We start from the raw sequence: 14345 nt of genomic DNA, 5'->3' as shown, positions 1-14345 counted from the left end.
TCAAGGGCGAATAGGGCCTGCAACACAAATCGCCGCAGCCGGAGCATCGCCTAACGGTTGATCAGCCATAGAATGGCCGAGAGCACGATGCTGACCAGTATCCCCGTGGTGATAGGGACATAAAGCCTGAAGTTCTCACGCTCGATCACGATATCGCCGGGCAGCCTGCCAAGGCCGGTCCGAGCCAACCAAGGCCACAGCAGGCCTATGGCAACTATGCTGAGACCAACCACGATCAGAGTTCGCGACATGGCAGCATCCTGCCGATAAAAATGCCGGGCGCCTAGTATGGACCCGGATCACCCAGCCGTTAGGCCTGCTCGAGCGAGGATTTCAGGAGCCGGCGTGACATGCCCGTGCGGCTTGCAGTAGACGGGGTCGATCGCGTGATAGCCGAGCAGATGGCCGAGTGGCGCCAGGATCCCCAGCGCCACTCGCTGAATCGCAGGTGGCGGGTGCGTGAAGACGATCACGTCGGCAAATTCTCTGGCGATGACTGCTGCCTGAAGCGGCGAAGGTCTACCTTTTCTGTCCACCTGGCCGGCATTGGCCAGGCCGAAGAGCATGCCGATCAGCAGCTCGAAACGGTTCGGGTCGACATTGTCCGCACCTGGCGCCCGGTCGATTTCGACCAGGACATGCGCTTCTTCCGTTTTGCTGCTGTTCCACCAATCATGTGCGACGCCTGCTTCGACCGTGGCGGATTGGCCAGGCTCCAGGGACAAAGTCTTCCGGGCGATGCAAGCGTCGAGACGGCCACGGAGGACGGTAAACCGTTCCGTCAGATTCGGGTGGAAGTGCTCGCCCACCACTGCGGCTCCCGGCCGGGCGGTCAGATGAGCGATGCCAGGTCCCTGGCCGCGGTCTTCGGTGCCACGCAGGATGACCGCATATTCGCCGGTCACCTTGTTCTCGTAGACATCTCCACAGCGTGACATGGATCAGCTCCGGGTTCAGAGCACCGGTGTCCGGCAACTTTATCGTCAACGGATTGATCGTTCAACGACGCTCGAACAGGCGATTGCGGAAACACCAGTTGCCGGCTCTTCTTCAACGCGGGCGATCAGCGCTCTACCGAACATGCTTAGGCGGCCGCGCTCTCGGAAACGGCACGACCGTCAGTGGCGCCTTGCGGAATTCCGCGATGGCTATTTCTTCAATCAGCGCGTCGAGGGCCTCGTTGACGCGTCGGCTCGTTTCATCCGCGCCGCAGAGGCGGTTTTGTGCGCACTCCAAAAGCTCGCGCGCCGCGGCGAAATCACTTCGCATGACAACACCCTTTGGTTTTTGGCCCGCCGCACCGACATTGTCGGCGCGCTTAATTGAGCGAGTGCTAATATACACAGGAGCAATTTAATCGAATGGTACGAGATGGCCGAGGCCGGGAGAGAGGGCCGAAATGACAGCTCTGCAACGGCGAAGTCACGCCCGGGCTCAGCGTCTCTAGATATGAGATGCTAACTCGTTGTCTGGCGACAGATTTTGCCAGCAATTTCACGGAAGTTTCTGGTGACCCGACGAGGACGGTCCCGACACGTACGCCCCTAATACGATCTTGGGCGGCTTATATATTCTCTGGCGGCGGCAATCTGGCGCCGGTGCTCGCGGAGGAAGGCTGCGCCGAAACAAATGGCAAAGGCCAGTACTGAAAGGCTTGTCGTTGCTCTTGATGTTGGATCGGGATCGGGACTTAGCAGGAAACGGAAACCGAACGCGAAGGCGAAGACGATAAATCCGCCAAATATGCCGTTGATGAAGGGGGCGGTCGTGCGTTTCTGCTCCAACGAAGACTCCTAGGTTTTCCGCTAGGGAACTATGGTTTCCGCTAGGGAATATATGCGTTGAAGCTGATGTGCTACCGATCCTGACGGCCCCGGCCTGTGGATATCGGGGATGAGCAGATATCAAGCGCCCCGGAGGTCTCAAGAAGCCCGTACTGGTGCCCCCGGACGGAATCGAACCGCCGACCTTCGGTTTACAAAACCGCTGCTCTACCAGCTGAGCTACAAGGGCACGGCGCTCCGGTTACCATATCTGCTGCGCCAGTAAAGACAAAACTCCGTTTTCGGCTGCCGCGAACGCGCCGGTTCTGCCGCCAGGGCGTCCTGAAAACGGCCAATTCGCTTCCTATATTGATCGAAGGTGCAATCGCATCAGCGAGGCAGTCGCATGATCAGGTTTGTCATCATTCTCCCGCTCGTCGTCGTGGCCTGGGTTCTCCTGGTGAAGCTCATCAAGGACCTGAAGCGCGCCAATATCGACTGGACCGGCGTCACCACCATCATCGGTTTCATCGCGCTCGCCTTCTGGCTGCGGCATATCACCGGCATGGGATGAGGCCTGCCGGTTGTTTCGGTGAACTGTCGACGGCGCGACCGTTCGTGGTCGCGCATCAGACCCCGCGATTTCTCCCGCCGAGAAAAAATCCAAAAAGACCTTCGAACCTTTTTCCTTGTTGCGACGACTGATGGTCAAGAGGCGGTTGGATCGCCTCCCACAACAAGGAGATCGTCATGTTCAAGCGCACCATCGTTTCCGGCCTCGTCGCCACCACCGTCGCCGCCGCCATGCTGGTTGGTACGGTTCAGCCTTCGGCCGCCCATCACAAGCACAAGCACCTCGGCATCGGCATTGCTGCAGGTGTCGGCGGCTTCCTGCTCGGCAGCGCGCTGGCCCAGCCGCGCACCGTCTATATCGAGGAAGACGGCGGCTCCTGGCACGTCCGGCGCTGCCTCAATCGCTACCAGAGCTACGACCCGTACTCGGACACCTATGTCGGCTACGACGGCTATCGCCATCGCTGCTGGCTTTGAGGGCCACTATGCCAGCTTGGGAGGAGGTGACCGTTTCAGGCAACCGGAAGAAGGGGCACCCCACTGCCCCTTTTTCTGCGCGTCTGAGTGGCAGGGCAGAGGGGTTGTTCCTCCGACCTCTTAGGACCTGGGTTCCTCGCCCGCCGCGAAGCGGGGGAGAGGTGGCCGCCCACGGGTCTTGCCTTCGGCAAGCCCGAGGACAGGCTCCGCGGCCGGAGAGGGGGCCTTCGTAGGGCGCGGTCCCCTCTCCGTCGCGGCTTCGCCGCGCCACCTCTCCCCACTTCCGTGGGGCGAGGAACCCAAGCTGGAATAAAGCCGCGCTCCGTCAGCCTCTCTGTCCTGTCGAACATCGCCCACTTAAGACGAGATCGGATGCCGCTTCAGCATTCGCCAACACTCTTGCCGATGTACAGCGATTTCCCAACAGCCTAATCTGCACCGATATTGAAACAGGGAGAGGGCACTTGGGCGAGCACGATCCGAACGAAGAGCCGATCGAGACGGTTTTCCGCAACGGCACAATCACCACCGTCGGCATCCTGCTGGCGTTCTCGCTGGGCTTCATCACGCATTGGGCCGCCAACCCGATACCATGGGAAATCTATCACCTGGCCGCCGTCGCGCCGATTTTGATCGGCATTGCCCTGCAGATACGAGCGCTGCGGTTGCTGCTCGACATAACGTCTCTACAACGGCGCGTTTATGAACGCGCCAATCGTATCTTCATTGCCGGCCTCATCTTCACCGCCTGCGGAGTTGGGCTGGCGATGCTGCTTGATTTCTACGACCTATCGACCAAGAGCGCGGTGCCCGGGGCCTAGCTTTGGCCATCCTGGCAGGTGTCGCACCATTCGACGCTGGTCAGCGCTGCCATGCGCTCGGTTCGCTGCCAAGGCCGGGAGGGGTCGGCAGCCCGCCGATCATCCTCGTCACCTCCGCCGCCGCGTCGCGCACCAGCGGGCCGATCTCGGCCAGCCGTTCCGGCGTCACCCGCACCGTCGGCCCGGAGACCGAAACGCCGCCGATCGGCTCGCCGAATTCATTGAAGATGGCGGCGGCAACGCAGCGCATGCCCGGATGCCGCTCCTCGTCGTCAACCGACCAGCCGCGCAGCTTGATCGTCACCAGGTCGCGGGCGAGCGCCGAGATATCGGACAGCGTGTTTTCGGTGAAGCGCTCCAGCCCGGCGCGGCGCAGGATGGTGGCGACGCGCTCCGGCTCGAGATGCGCCAGCACCGCCTTGCCGATGCCCGAGGCATGGAAGGAGCTGCGCGTGCCCGGCCGGAAAAAGGCGCGGATCGCCTGGTGCGTCTCGACCTGGCTGACGAAGACGACGCAATCGTCCTCGGCGACGCCGAGATTGGCGGTCTCGCCGGTCTTCTCCATCAGTTCCTGCATGACGATACGGGCGCGGTCGACCAGCTTGCGGCGGCGCAGGAACGCCGCGCCCATGCGATAGGTCTCGACGCCGATCGACCACAGCTGGTCAGGGCCGTCGAACTCGACCATGCCGTGGTTTTCCAGCGTCGTCAGCATGCGGTAGGCGGTGGATGCCGGCAGACCGGAACTGGCGGCGATCTCGCTCAGCGACAGGCCACTGCCATCGGCGACGATTGCCAGGATGCGCAGCGCCCGGTCCAGCGACTGCACCGAGGCGGCCTCGGCCGGCCCGTTGAAGGCGCGCGGCCGGCCGCGCTGGCGTTTTTCGGTGGTCTCCATCGGGCCATTCTTCGCTCTGTTCGCCCAACAAGCAATGAAAAAGTTTTTCACCGATTTGCCAAGCGAATTCGTGGAAAACAGAAAGTCAAATCAATTCAATTCACAAGAGCCGTGTTCTAGAAATGAAAAAATATTCTGAAAAAATTGAAAAATCATTGGTGCGCTGGCATCATAGGCTATCAACAATTCCGTGGAGGCTGACATGGCCAGGATGCGCGCAGTCGACGCAGCGGTTCTCGTTCTCGAAAAGGAAGGCATCTCCTGTGCCTTCGGCGTGCCGGGTGCTGCGATCAACCCGCTCTATTCGGCACTGAAGGCGAGGGGCAGTATCCGCCACATCCTTGCGCGTCACGTCGAGGCGGCCTCGCATATGGCCGAAGGGTTTACCCGCGCCAGATCGGGCAATATCGGTCTGTGCATCGGCACTTCGGGTCCCGCCGGCACCGACATGATCACCGGCCTCTATTCGGCCGCTGCCGATTCAATTCCCATCCTCTGCATCACCGGGCAGGCGCCGCGCGCGCGTCTCAACAAGGAGGATTTTCAGGCCGTCGACATTGCGGCGATCGCCGCACCCGTCGCCAAATGGGCTGTTACCGTCATGGAACCCTATCTGGTGCCGATGGCGCTGCAGAAAGCGTTCCATCTGATGCGCTCGTCGCGGCCGGGGCCGGTGCTGATCGATTTGCCTGTCGATGTGCAACTGGCCGAGATCGAGTTCGATATAGATGCCTATGAGCCGCTGGTGCCGTTCAAGCCGGCAATGTCGCGCGCTCAGGCCGAGAAGGCGTTGACGATGCTGAACGCGGTGGAAAAGCCTGTCATCGTCGCCGGCGGCGGCATCATCAACGCCGATGCGTCCGATCTGCTGATCGAGTTCGCCGAGGTCACCGGCGTGCCTGTCATTCCGACGCTGATGGGCTGGGGTGCGATCCCCGACGACCACCGCCTGATGGCCGGCATGTGCGGGCTGCAGACCTCGCACCGCTATGGCAATGCCACGATGCTCGAAGCCGATTTCGTTTTCGGCATCGGCAACCGCTGGGCCAACCGCCACACCGGTTCGATCGACGTCTACACCAAGGGTAAGAAATTCATCCACGTCGATATCGAGCCGACGCAGATCGGCCGCGTCTTCGCGCCGGACCTCGGCGTCGTCTCGGACGCCGGTGCGGCGCTGAAAATGCTGCTCGACGTCGCCACCGAGTGGAGGACGGCCGGAAAATTGCGCGACTGGTCGGGCTGGGCCGGCGAATGCCGGCAGCGCAAGAAGACAATGAAGCGCAAGACCCATTTCGACCAGGTCCCGCTGAAGCCGCAGCGCGTCTACGAGGAGATGAACAAGGCGTTCGGCCGCGACATCACCTATGTCACCACGATCGGCCTGTCGCAGATCGCCGGGGCGCAGTTCCTGCACGTCTACAAGCCACGCAACTGGATCAATTGCGGCCAGGCCGGCCCGCTCGGCTGGACGCTGCCGGCAGCGCTCGGTGTTCGCGCCGCCGATCCGGACCGCACCATCGTGGCGCTGTCCGGCGACTATGATTTCCAGTTCATGATCGAGGAACTGGCGGCCGGCGCACAGCACAGATTGCCCTACATCCATGTCGTCGTGAACAATGCCTATCTCGGGCTGATCCGCCAGGCGCAGCGCGGCTTTTCGATGGACTTCGAAGTCAGCCTGGCCTTCGAGAACGTCAACCGGAAAGACGAGCCTGAGGCGGGCTACGGCGTCGACCACGTCGCCGTTGCCGAGGCGATGGGCTGCAAGGCGGTCCGGGTGCGCCGGCCGGGGGAATTCGCCGGTGCCTTCGAAGAGGCAAAGCGCCTGATGAACGAGCACCAGGTTCCGGTGGTGCTCGAATTCATCCTCGAGCGCGTCACCAACGTTTCGATGGGTACCGAAATCGACAAGATCACCGAATTCGAGGAGCTAGCCGAACATCACGAAGATGCCCCCACGGCGATCGTAATGCTCGACTAAGCTGTGTCGATATTCAGGTGATGCCGGCCTGCAAACGGCGGTTTCCTGCGCTTCCGGTGCTCACGTACCCAAAAGTACGCTCAGCTCCGGTTCTCGGAACCCACCATTTTCGGCTCGGCCTGACCTGAATCGCAACACACTTAGGACGGCGAGGAAGAAGGAGAAAAGAATGCCACGGTTTTCAGCCAATCTTTCGATGCTCTTTGGCGAGCATGACTTCCTCGACCGCTTCGATGCCGCCGCCCGCGCCGGCTTCAAGGGCGTCGAGTATATCGGCCCCTATGACCATGCGCCGGATGTCGTCGCGGCCAGGTTGAAGAAGAACGGGCTGACGCAGGTCCTGTTCAACCTGCCTGCCGGCGACTGGGCCAAGGGCGAGCGCGGCATCGCGATCCTGCCCGACCGCATCCCGGAGTTCCGGCAGGGCATTGCCAAGGTCGTCACCTATGCCCATGCGCTCGGCTGCGAGCAGGTCAACTGCCTCGCCGGCATCGCGCCGCAAGGCGTCGATCGCTCCGTGCTGGAAGACGTCTTCGCCGAAAATCTGGCTTTCGCGGCCGAAAAGCTGGAGCAGGCCGGCATCAGGCTGCTGATCGAGCCGATCAACACCCGCGACATTCCGGGCTTCTTCCTGAATTACTCGGACCAGGCTCTGGCGCTGATCGACCGCGTCGGATCGAAGAACCTGTTCCTGCAATACGACATCTATCACATGCAGATCATGGAGGGGGATCTCGCCCGTACCATAGAGGCAAACCTCAACCGCATCGCGCATATCCAGCTTGCGGACAATCCCGGCCGTCATGAGCCGGGGACGGGCGAGATCAATTTTCCTTTTCTGTACAACCACATCGACCGCATCGGCTATGCCGGCTGGATCGGGGCGGAGTATAAGCCGAAGGCGGGGACGGATGCCGGACTGGGGTGGTTCCGGGACCTGGCCGGGCAGGGCAGCGCGGCGGCGTAGCGGGCAAGAGAGGCCCCCTCATCCGGCCGCTGCGCGGCCACCTTCTGCCCGCTGGGGAGAAGAGGCTGGCACCGGCGTTCGCGATCTCTTCTCCCCTCGGGGAGAAGGTGGCCCGAAGGGCCGGATGAGGGGGCGTTTCACATAGTCACTTGGAGAAAAACATGGAAACCATCGGCTTCATCGGCCTCGGCATCATGGGCGCGCCGATGGCGGGGCATCTGCTAGACGCCGGTTATCAGGTCGTCGCCAGCGACCACCGCTCGAAGCCGCCGGCCGATCTCGTCGCCAAGGGCCTGAAGACAGTCACCGGCCATGATGCCGTCGCGCGTGCCGCCGACATCGTCATCACCATGGTTCCGGATACGCCGCAGGTCGCCGACGTGCTGTTCGCTGAGAACGGCGTCGCGTCCGGGCTGACAAGAGGCAAGCTGGTCATCGACATGAGCTCGATCTCGCCGATCGAGACCAAGGAATTCGTAAAAAAGATCAACGATGTCGGCTGCGACTATCTCGACGCGCCGGTGTCGGGCGGCGAGGTCGGCGCCAAGGCGGCTTCGCTGACCATCATGGTCGGCGGTGAGGAAAAAGCCTTCGAACGCGCTAGGCCCATCTTCGAGAAGCTTGGCAAGAACATCACTCTGGTCGGACCGAACGGCGTCGGCCAGACCACCAAGGTCGCCAACCAGATCGTCGTCGCGCTGACCATTGAGGCCGTCGCCGAAGCGCTTGTTTTTGCATCGAAAGCCGGCGCCGACCCGGCCAAGGTCAGGCAGGCGCTGATGGGCGGGCTCGCAAACTCGCGCATCCTGGAAGTGCATGGCGAGCGCATGATCAAGCGCAGCTTCGCGCCCGGCTTCCGCATCGAACTCCACCAGAAGGACCTGAATCTCGCCCTTGAAGGCGCGAAAGCGCTCGGCGTCGCCCTGCCCAACACTTCAACGACGCAGCAATTGTTCAACTCGTGCGCGGCGAATGGCGGGTCAAAGGAGGATCATTCGGCGCTGGTCAAGGCGCTGGAGCGAATGGCGGGATGTGAAGTGGGTGAATAGTGAATAGTGAATAGTGAATAGTGGGTCGGTAATCAGTAGCAGATGGGTGAGTCGTTGGTAGTGAATTGGTCACGACTTACGTACACTCTCACCATTCACCATTCACCATTCACTCTCTCAAAAACTTCCTCGCCGCATAAAGCGCCACCGCCGCCGCATTCGACACGTTGAGCGAACGGATGGCGCCCGGCATGTCGAGCCGGGCGAGTGTCGTCACCGTCTCGCGTGTCTTCTGGCGCAGGCCTTTTCCCTCGGCGCCGAGCACCAGAGCGATCTTGTCGCCGGCAAAGCTGGTTTCAAGTTCCGCCGGCCCGTCCGAATCCAGGCCGATCGTCTGGAAACCGGCCTCGTGCAACTGCTCCAGCGCATCGGCGAGGTTCTTCACCTCGATCTGATCGATGTGTTCGAGCGCGCCGGAGGCCGACTTCGCTAGCACGCCGGATTCCTGCGGGCTATGGCGCGACGTGGTGATCAGCGCACCGGCGCCGAAGGCGACGGCCGAGCGCAGGATCGCGCCGACATTGTGCGGGTCGGTGATCTGGTCGAGCACCAGCACCAGCCTGGTGTCGCCGAGCGCATCGAGGCGTTTCGGTTTCAGCGGCTCGGCCTCGATCAGCACGCCCTGATGCACGGCATCCGAGCCGGTGACCTTGTCGATGTCCCTGGGTTCGACCAACTCCGCCTTGAAGGGCAAAGCGCCAAGGTCGGCGATTGCCAGTCGCTCGGCAGCGTTGCGCGTCACCAGCATCTTCTTGATTTTGCGGCGCGGATTGTCGAGTGCGGCCCGCACCGTGTGCAGCCCGTAGAGCCGCACCAGCCCATCCGCCGGGTTCTCGCCGGGCGGCACCGGCTGGCGTGGCCTGAATGCAGGCGCGCCACCGCTCTTCTCGTCGCGATGCGCGCGGCGCAGCTTGGCGTAGTGGGTGTCTTTAGGGGTCTTCGATTTGTTGTCGTTGCTCATGGCCGGCTTCTATAGCCGTGTCGTCCGGCCATGGATACAGCTGCATAAGCTGCTTGTCGGGCGAGGCGTGAGATTCAGCGCTTTTTGCCGGACTGTTGCGGTTGACAGTTTTGGGCGCTGCCGCCATAAGGCGCTTCGCGGAAGGGCTGCTCAGGCAGCCGCGACGCGTCGATGCCTCGTTGCATGGCTCCGGCGGCAGACTGGAGAGGTGCCCGAGTGGTTAAAGGGGACGGACTGTAAATCCGTTGGCTATGCCTACGTTGGTTCAAATCCAACCCTCTCCACCACTGCCGGCCCGGAAGCCCTGAAACGCAGAGCGAGCGTCGGAGCGGATCCGATGCTTGACTGAAAGGCGCGGGTATAGCTCAGTGGTAGAGCAGCAGCCTTCCAAGCTGAATATGCGGGTTCGATTCCCGCTACCCGCTCCAGATTTCCCCCAAGCCGCGGCGCACCTCGCGCACGATGCCGAAGTAGGCAGCCCCAAGCGAAGCGCTTTGCCGATAGTTCAAAGTATTCGTTGCGCGTCCAGACGGACGCGCATCTTAATCTGTGTTATCGTTGTTATCGTTGTCCCGAACCGCAGGCGGCGTTGGGCGACAGGCGTCAGCTCGCGAATTTGCTGAATATGGACGCGAGCTGGTTCTGCTGCGGCACCTGCCCGTTCGGCGTCAACTGGTCGACAAGCCCTGGCAAGGCCGCGGACAATTGCTTGAGCAGATCCTGCTGGTTCAGGCCCGTCCTTTGCGCGATCTCCTGGATGATTTGTGGCCCGAGAGCACTGCCCAGATCGCTGGGGTTGATCGGCTGGTTCTGACCGGTGCCGACCCACGAATTGGCAACGTTGCCGTGGCCGGCGTCCTTCAGTTTGTCGAGCAGTCCGCCCAGACCGCCGAGCAGTCCGCCGTCGGCGGATGCGGTTGTATCAGGCGGGACGGGGGCAGGGCTCTGCGCCGCCTCCGGCTGGGCGGAACTTCCACCGCTCAGCATTTTTCCCACCAAAAGTGCGCCGAGCGCGATCATCAGCGGCTTGGCGACGTTGCCGCCGGGAACGGCATTGTCAAACAGTCCCATTGTGGATCTCCATGTCAAATTGCCCGTCCGTCTCCAACAATGACGCATCCATGGCGAATTTCAAGCCGGTTTGAGCTTTCCGTAATCATGATTTTCAAGTTGGCTTGAGCTTTGCTTAATAATGTGGAAGTAATCGGGTGCGGGGAACGGAGAGGAAAAATGTCAATATTAAGCTGGATTATTCTCGGCGTCATCGCCGGCTTCATAGGCAGTAAGATCGTCAATAAAAGCGGGCAAGGCCTTGTGCTCGACATCGTGCTCGGGATTGTCGGTGCCATCGTCGGCGGGCTCATCTTCAGCGCCTTTGGAGCGTCGGGCGTTACCGGGCTCAACATCTATAGCCTGATCGTCGCCGTGGTCGGTGCCGTGGTGGTCCTGTGGGCCTATCACCAGTTCAGCGGCAAGAGGGCTCTGTAGAAGCCGCTCGGCAATTGCGTCGGCATTCACCCGAATGCCGACCGCCTATCTGATCCTTTTGAGGATTTCGCTGATCAGCGTGTTGAGGCCGGCTTCCAGCCCTCTCACCATGATCGGCCATAGTTCCTCCAGCAATCGCTGCCATACCGCATCGCGCCCAATCCTCACCGGCAGATTTGGCATCGCGCCCATTGCCGCCGTCACGTCGCGGCGCAGCCGCTCGCCACAGGCGCTTGCGCCGCTGATCGTCGGATCGAAGGGCAGCCGGGTGAAATCCCATTTTCCGCGCTGCTCGATGCCGAGATTGCTCTCGACTTCGGCATGCGACAGCACCGTTTTGGGCGTGACCTTGATGCGGTAATATTTGCAGAGTTCGGCGACAACCGCGGTCATCGCGTCCCACTGCGCCCCGGTCATCGGATAGCGGCCGGCATCGAACGGCCTTTCCTCCGCCCCGGCCATGCAGCACAGCGAAACCCCGATCGAGCCGCCGTTGCAGTTGAGCGTGTGCGCGGCATATCCCGGTTTTACCCGGCCTGAATTGAGCGCGATCGAAGGCCGGCCCCTGACCAGGCGGCCATTCCCCTCGACCAGTATGTGATACGCATCCCTGTCGGTATCGCCGGCCGAATGCGAGCCGGCCGTCCAGTGGCAAATGACGCGCTTCATCGCAACATTGGGCAACCAGTTGGGCGGCAATGCCACAGAAATCCCCCGCGACATAGGTTCAGTGACGGAGCACAGTATAGTTTCCTTGGCGGCGGACGCGAAAACGAAACGATAATTTGGTTGAGCGTTTTCTAACGGTCAGCTATTCGCCGGCATCTCCGGCGACCGCGTGTTCTCTGTATTGCGGCAGATCGTCGGTGATCGTGAACCACTTCGCCTTGGAGCCGACGAAGATGTGCTGCGTCGGGCGGATGGTCGGCTCGTCGACGAGACTTCCCATGGCGACATGCACGAAGGCACCGTCGCGGACCACCGAATAGAGCAACGAGCCGCAGGTCTTGCAGTGCGCGTCATGGCCGGTTTCGTCGCCGAAGATCATGAGATTGTCCTCGCCCCTGGTCAGGCTCAGCCTGTCGCGTTCGATGCCGGCGAATGGCTTGAACGCCGAGCCGGTGGTGCGCCGGCAGTTCGAGCAGTGGCAGTTCGCGGCATAGATGAACGCGTCCGCTACCGCGTACTGAACGGCGCCGCACAGGCACTTTCCGATAAGCCTGCGGCTGCGTGAATTCTGGTTGTCATCCGGGCTTGCCACGCGCTCCTCCCATTGTGCAGGCCGATTTCAGTTTCAAGCGACGACGGTGAACCGGCGCTTTCGCTCGTCGAGCGAGACGATGGTCAACCCGCTGGCGACCACCAGCAGGATGCCGCAGATGGCCAGCGCATTCGGGAGCTGCCGGAATACCACCACGCCTGAAATTACCGCCCAGACGGTAAAGCAATAGTAGAACGGCGCCACCACGCTGGTCGGCCCGATGCGATAGGCCATGAAGATAAAGAAGTGGCCGAAGATCAGGAACAGTCCGGCGCCGCCCATCAGCAGCAGGTGACGGATTTCAGGCACCACCCACTGCTCGGAAACCAGATGCGCAACGCCGGCGCCGGCGAGCACCACAATCACCGCGGAAATGGCGACGACCATCCCCGGCACGTCGGCGGCGACCTTGCGTCCCGCCAGATCGCGCGCGGCGGACAGAGCTGCGTTGCCTAGCGCCAGCAGCGCGTAGACCGAAATCCCCTGCATTGTCGGTTGTGCCACCATCACCGCGCCGACAAAGCCGAGCCCGATCAGCGCCAGGCGTACCCCGCCGATCCGTTCGCCAAACAGCATCGAGGAGCCGACCAGCATCAGCAAGGGCGTGATCTGTCCGAGCGCGGTCGAATCGGCGATCTGCATGTTGGCGAGCGCCACCACGTAGCAAAGGATCGCACCCAGTTCGAGCAGGTTCCTGCGCAAAACCTTGGCGTCTAGGATCAGCGGGATCTGCTTGCCGTAGCCCAGCATGAACAGCAGCGGAATGCCCCACAATGTTGCCGCAGCGCCGCGCAGGAACAGCACCTCATAGGGCGGCAGTCCCGCGGTTGCGAGTTTCATCATCGTGTCGTTGACGATGTAGGACCCGGTCGAAACGACCATGAACAGCGGGCCTCGTATGGCAGTCGGGATGAAATGCATCGGCCCACGAAATCAGACCGGCGCCAGGGCGGCAATGGGCCAGATCCGGCTGTAAATCCGGCAAAGCCGTCAGCCGCCGCCGTAACCATTCCATTTGCCCTTGTTCGTTCCTATATCCGCGCCACATTCTCCGAAACCGGATCACGCGTTCGGGCGGGCGAGCGCGCTCGGCGACAAGGCACTTGTGTTTTTCGGCCTTAGTCGCTAATCGCCCCGCATTCGACTGAACTGAAGGTCCAGGCCGTCCCCAGGCCGTCCAAGGAAAGAGACTATGGCAAAAGGTAAATTCGAGCGCACTAAGCCTCATGTGAACATTGGCACGATTGGTCACGTCGACCATGGCAAGACGTCGCTGACGGCGGCGATCACCAAGTATTTTGGCGAATACAAGCGCTACGACCAGATCGATGCGGCGCCGGAAGAGAAGGCGCGCGGCATCACCATTTCGACGGCGCACGTCGAATACGAGACCGCCAACCGCCACTATGCCCATGTCGACTGCCCCGGCCACGCCGACTACGTGAAGAACATGATCACCGGTGCTGCGCAGATGGACGGCGCGATCCTGGTGGTGTCGGCCGCCGACGGCCCGATGCCGCAGACGCGCGAGCACATCCTGCTCGCCCGCCAGGTCGGCGTGCCCTCGATCGTGGTGTTCTTGAACAAGGTCGACCAGGTCGACGACGCCGAGTTGCTCGAACTGGTCGAGCTCGAGGTGCGTGAGCTTTTGACCAAGAACGAGTTCCCCGGCGACGACATTCCGATCGTCAAGGGTTCGGCGCTTGCCGCACTTGAAGACAGCGACAAGAAGATCGGCGAGGACGCCATCCGCGAACTGATGGCTGCGGTCGATGCCTACATCCCGACGCCGGTTCGTCCGCTCGACAAGCCGTTCCTGATGCCGATCGAGGACGTGTTCTCGATCTCGGGCCGTGGCACGGTTGTGACCGGCCGCGTCGAGCGCGGCGTCGTCAAGGTCGGCGAGGAGCTGGAGATCGTCGGCATCCGTCCGACCACCAAGACGACCTGCACGGGCGTCGAGATGTTCCGCAAGCTGCTCGACCAGGGCCAGGCCGGCGACAACATCGGCGCGCTGTTGCGCGGTGTCGACCGTGAAGGCGTCGAGCGCGGCCAGGTCCTGGCCAAGCCCGGCACCGTCAAGCCGCACAAGAAGTTCGTTGC

18 protein-coding genes and 3 tRNA genes are annotated in these 14345 nt (G+C 61.9%); 11 read left to right on the top strand and 10 right to left on the bottom strand.

Translation table 11 applies throughout. The features are described from left to right. Positions 1-50: 50 nt before the first annotated feature. Both NKI52_RS23820 and NKI52_RS23815 read right to left on the bottom strand, forming a co-directional pair. Positions 51-251 (bottom strand): DUF2905 domain-containing protein, encoded by a 201-nt coding sequence (locus NKI52_RS23820; RefSeq protein ID WP_023679908.1) that lies wholly within the window; start codon positions 249-251, stop codon positions 51-53. Between the two features lie 48 nt (positions 252-299). After that, a complete protein-coding gene (locus NKI52_RS23815; RefSeq protein WP_352699900.1) occupies positions 300-905 on the bottom strand; it encodes a cupin domain-containing protein in 606 nt (201 codons plus the stop codon). A 31-nt stretch (positions 906-936) separates the two neighbouring features. Here NKI52_RS23815 and NKI52_RS23810 point away from each other — a divergent pair, with 31 nt between their 5' ends. After that, on the top strand, positions 937-1326 hold the full coding sequence (locus NKI52_RS23810) for a hypothetical protein (RefSeq protein WP_352699898.1): 390 nt from the start codon (positions 937-939) through the stop codon (positions 1324-1326). 218 nt (positions 1327-1544) lie between these two features. Here NKI52_RS23810 and NKI52_RS23805 read toward each other — a convergent pair whose 3' ends face one another. After that, the gene (locus NKI52_RS23805) at positions 1545-1784 is read right to left on the bottom strand and encodes a hypothetical protein (RefSeq protein WP_156937488.1); all 240 of its coding nucleotides are present in this window, start codon (positions 1782-1784) and stop codon (positions 1545-1547) included. 153 nt (positions 1785-1937) lie between these two features. Further along, positions 1938-2013, bottom strand: a tRNA-Thr gene (locus NKI52_RS23800). Positions 2014-2169: 156 nt separating this feature from the next. Between NKI52_RS23800 and NKI52_RS23795 the strand changes: the two genes are divergently transcribed. From NKI52_RS23795 to NKI52_RS23785, 3 genes are all read left to right on the top strand, one after another. Beyond that, the gene (locus tag NKI52_RS23795) at positions 2170-2337 is read left to right on the top strand and encodes a hypothetical protein (protein ID WP_352492505.1); all 168 of its coding nucleotides are present in this window, start codon (positions 2170-2172) and stop codon (positions 2335-2337) included. A 176-nt stretch (positions 2338-2513) separates the two neighbouring features. Next, positions 2514-2813, top strand: a complete 300-nt coding sequence (locus NKI52_RS23790) for a BA14K family protein (RefSeq protein WP_352636975.1) — start codon at positions 2514-2516, stop codon at positions 2811-2813. A gap of 464 nt (positions 2814-3277) precedes the next feature. Then, entirely contained in the window at positions 3278-3634 is a 357-nt protein-coding gene (locus NKI52_RS23785; protein WP_352457467.1) for a hypothetical protein, read from the top strand. 40 nt (positions 3635-3674) lie between these two features. On the opposite strand, the gene bhcR is transcribed toward NKI52_RS23785, so the two are convergent. After that, positions 3675-4532, bottom strand: a complete 858-nt coding sequence (gene bhcR / locus NKI52_RS23780; protein WP_352699895.1) for an HTH-type transcriptional regulator BhcR — start codon at positions 4530-4532, stop codon at positions 3675-3677. A 202-nt stretch (positions 4533-4734) separates the two neighbouring features. On the opposite strand from bhcR, the gene gcl reads away from it, so the two are divergent. The 3 genes from gcl to NKI52_RS23765 all read left to right on the top strand — a co-directional run bounded on the left by gcl (position 4735) and on the right by NKI52_RS23765 (position 8532). Continuing rightward, positions 4735-6516: a glyoxylate carboligase gene (gene gcl, locus NKI52_RS23775; protein ID WP_352699893.1), complete on the top strand. Its 1782-nt coding sequence runs from the start codon at positions 4735-4737 to the stop codon at positions 6514-6516. 169 nt (positions 6517-6685) lie between these two features. After that, on the top strand, positions 6686-7483 hold the full coding sequence (gene hyi / locus NKI52_RS23770) for a hydroxypyruvate isomerase (RefSeq protein WP_023680427.1): 798 nt from the start codon (positions 6686-6688) through the stop codon (positions 7481-7483). A 161-nt stretch (positions 7484-7644) separates the two neighbouring features. Beyond that, on the top strand, positions 7645-8532 hold the full coding sequence (locus NKI52_RS23765) for a 2-hydroxy-3-oxopropionate reductase (protein WP_352699891.1): 888 nt from the start codon (positions 7645-7647) through the stop codon (positions 8530-8532). 109 nt (positions 8533-8641) lie between these two features. On the opposite strand, the gene NKI52_RS23760 is transcribed toward NKI52_RS23765, so the two are convergent. Next, positions 8642-9493 (bottom strand): TrmH family RNA methyltransferase, encoded by an 852-nt coding sequence (locus NKI52_RS23760; RefSeq protein ID WP_352699889.1) that lies wholly within the window; start codon positions 9491-9493, stop codon positions 8642-8644. A gap of 202 nt (positions 9494-9695) precedes the next feature. On the opposite strand from NKI52_RS23760, the gene NKI52_RS23755 reads away from it, so the two are divergent. Then, positions 9696-9780: transfer RNA gene (locus NKI52_RS23755), tRNA-Tyr, on the top strand. A gap of 67 nt (positions 9781-9847) precedes the next feature. Continuing rightward, a tRNA-Gly gene (locus tag NKI52_RS23750) sits at positions 9848-9921 on the top strand. A 175-nt stretch (positions 9922-10096) separates the two neighbouring features. On the opposite strand, the gene NKI52_RS23745 is transcribed toward NKI52_RS23750, so the two are convergent. Continuing rightward, positions 10097-10564, bottom strand: coding sequence for a YidB family protein (locus tag NKI52_RS23745; RefSeq protein WP_023680430.1), 468 nt, complete (start codon positions 10562-10564; stop codon positions 10097-10099). 159 nt (positions 10565-10723) lie between these two features. Between NKI52_RS23745 and NKI52_RS23740 the strand changes: the two genes are divergently transcribed. Then, a complete protein-coding gene (locus tag NKI52_RS23740) occupies positions 10724-10981 on the top strand; it encodes a GlsB/YeaQ/YmgE family stress response membrane protein (RefSeq protein ID WP_023717513.1) in 258 nt (85 codons plus the stop codon). A gap of 45 nt (positions 10982-11026) precedes the next feature. Here NKI52_RS23740 and NKI52_RS23735 read toward each other — a convergent pair whose 3' ends face one another. The 3 genes from NKI52_RS23735 to NKI52_RS23725 all read right to left on the bottom strand — a co-directional run bounded on the left by NKI52_RS23735 (position 11027) and on the right by NKI52_RS23725 (position 13163). Beyond that, complete coding sequence (locus NKI52_RS23735) at positions 11027-11686, bottom strand: peptidoglycan recognition protein family protein (RefSeq protein WP_352699887.1); 660 nt, start codon at positions 11684-11686, stop codon at positions 11027-11029. Between the two features lie 106 nt (positions 11687-11792). Beyond that, the gene (locus tag NKI52_RS23730) at positions 11793-12242 is read right to left on the bottom strand and encodes a GFA family protein (RefSeq protein WP_352623234.1); all 450 of its coding nucleotides are present in this window, start codon (positions 12240-12242) and stop codon (positions 11793-11795) included. 33 nt (positions 12243-12275) lie between these two features. After that, the gene (locus tag NKI52_RS23725) at positions 12276-13163 is read right to left on the bottom strand and encodes a DMT family transporter (RefSeq protein ID WP_352699885.1); all 888 of its coding nucleotides are present in this window, start codon (positions 13161-13163) and stop codon (positions 12276-12278) included. 271 nt (positions 13164-13434) lie between these two features. On the opposite strand from NKI52_RS23725, the gene tuf reads away from it, so the two are divergent. Further along, positions 13435-14345: elongation factor Tu (gene tuf / locus NKI52_RS23720; protein WP_352699883.1), on the top strand; the 911-nt coding region annotated here is incomplete at its 3' end.

The sequence above is a fragment of the Mesorhizobium sp. M0590 genome, assembly GCF_040320905.1.
GTDB lineage: Bacteria > Pseudomonadota > Alphaproteobacteria > Rhizobiales > Rhizobiaceae > Mesorhizobium.
The sequence above is the reverse complement of the archived record's forward strand: the minus strand, read 5'-3'. Positions and strand labels throughout refer to the sequence as shown.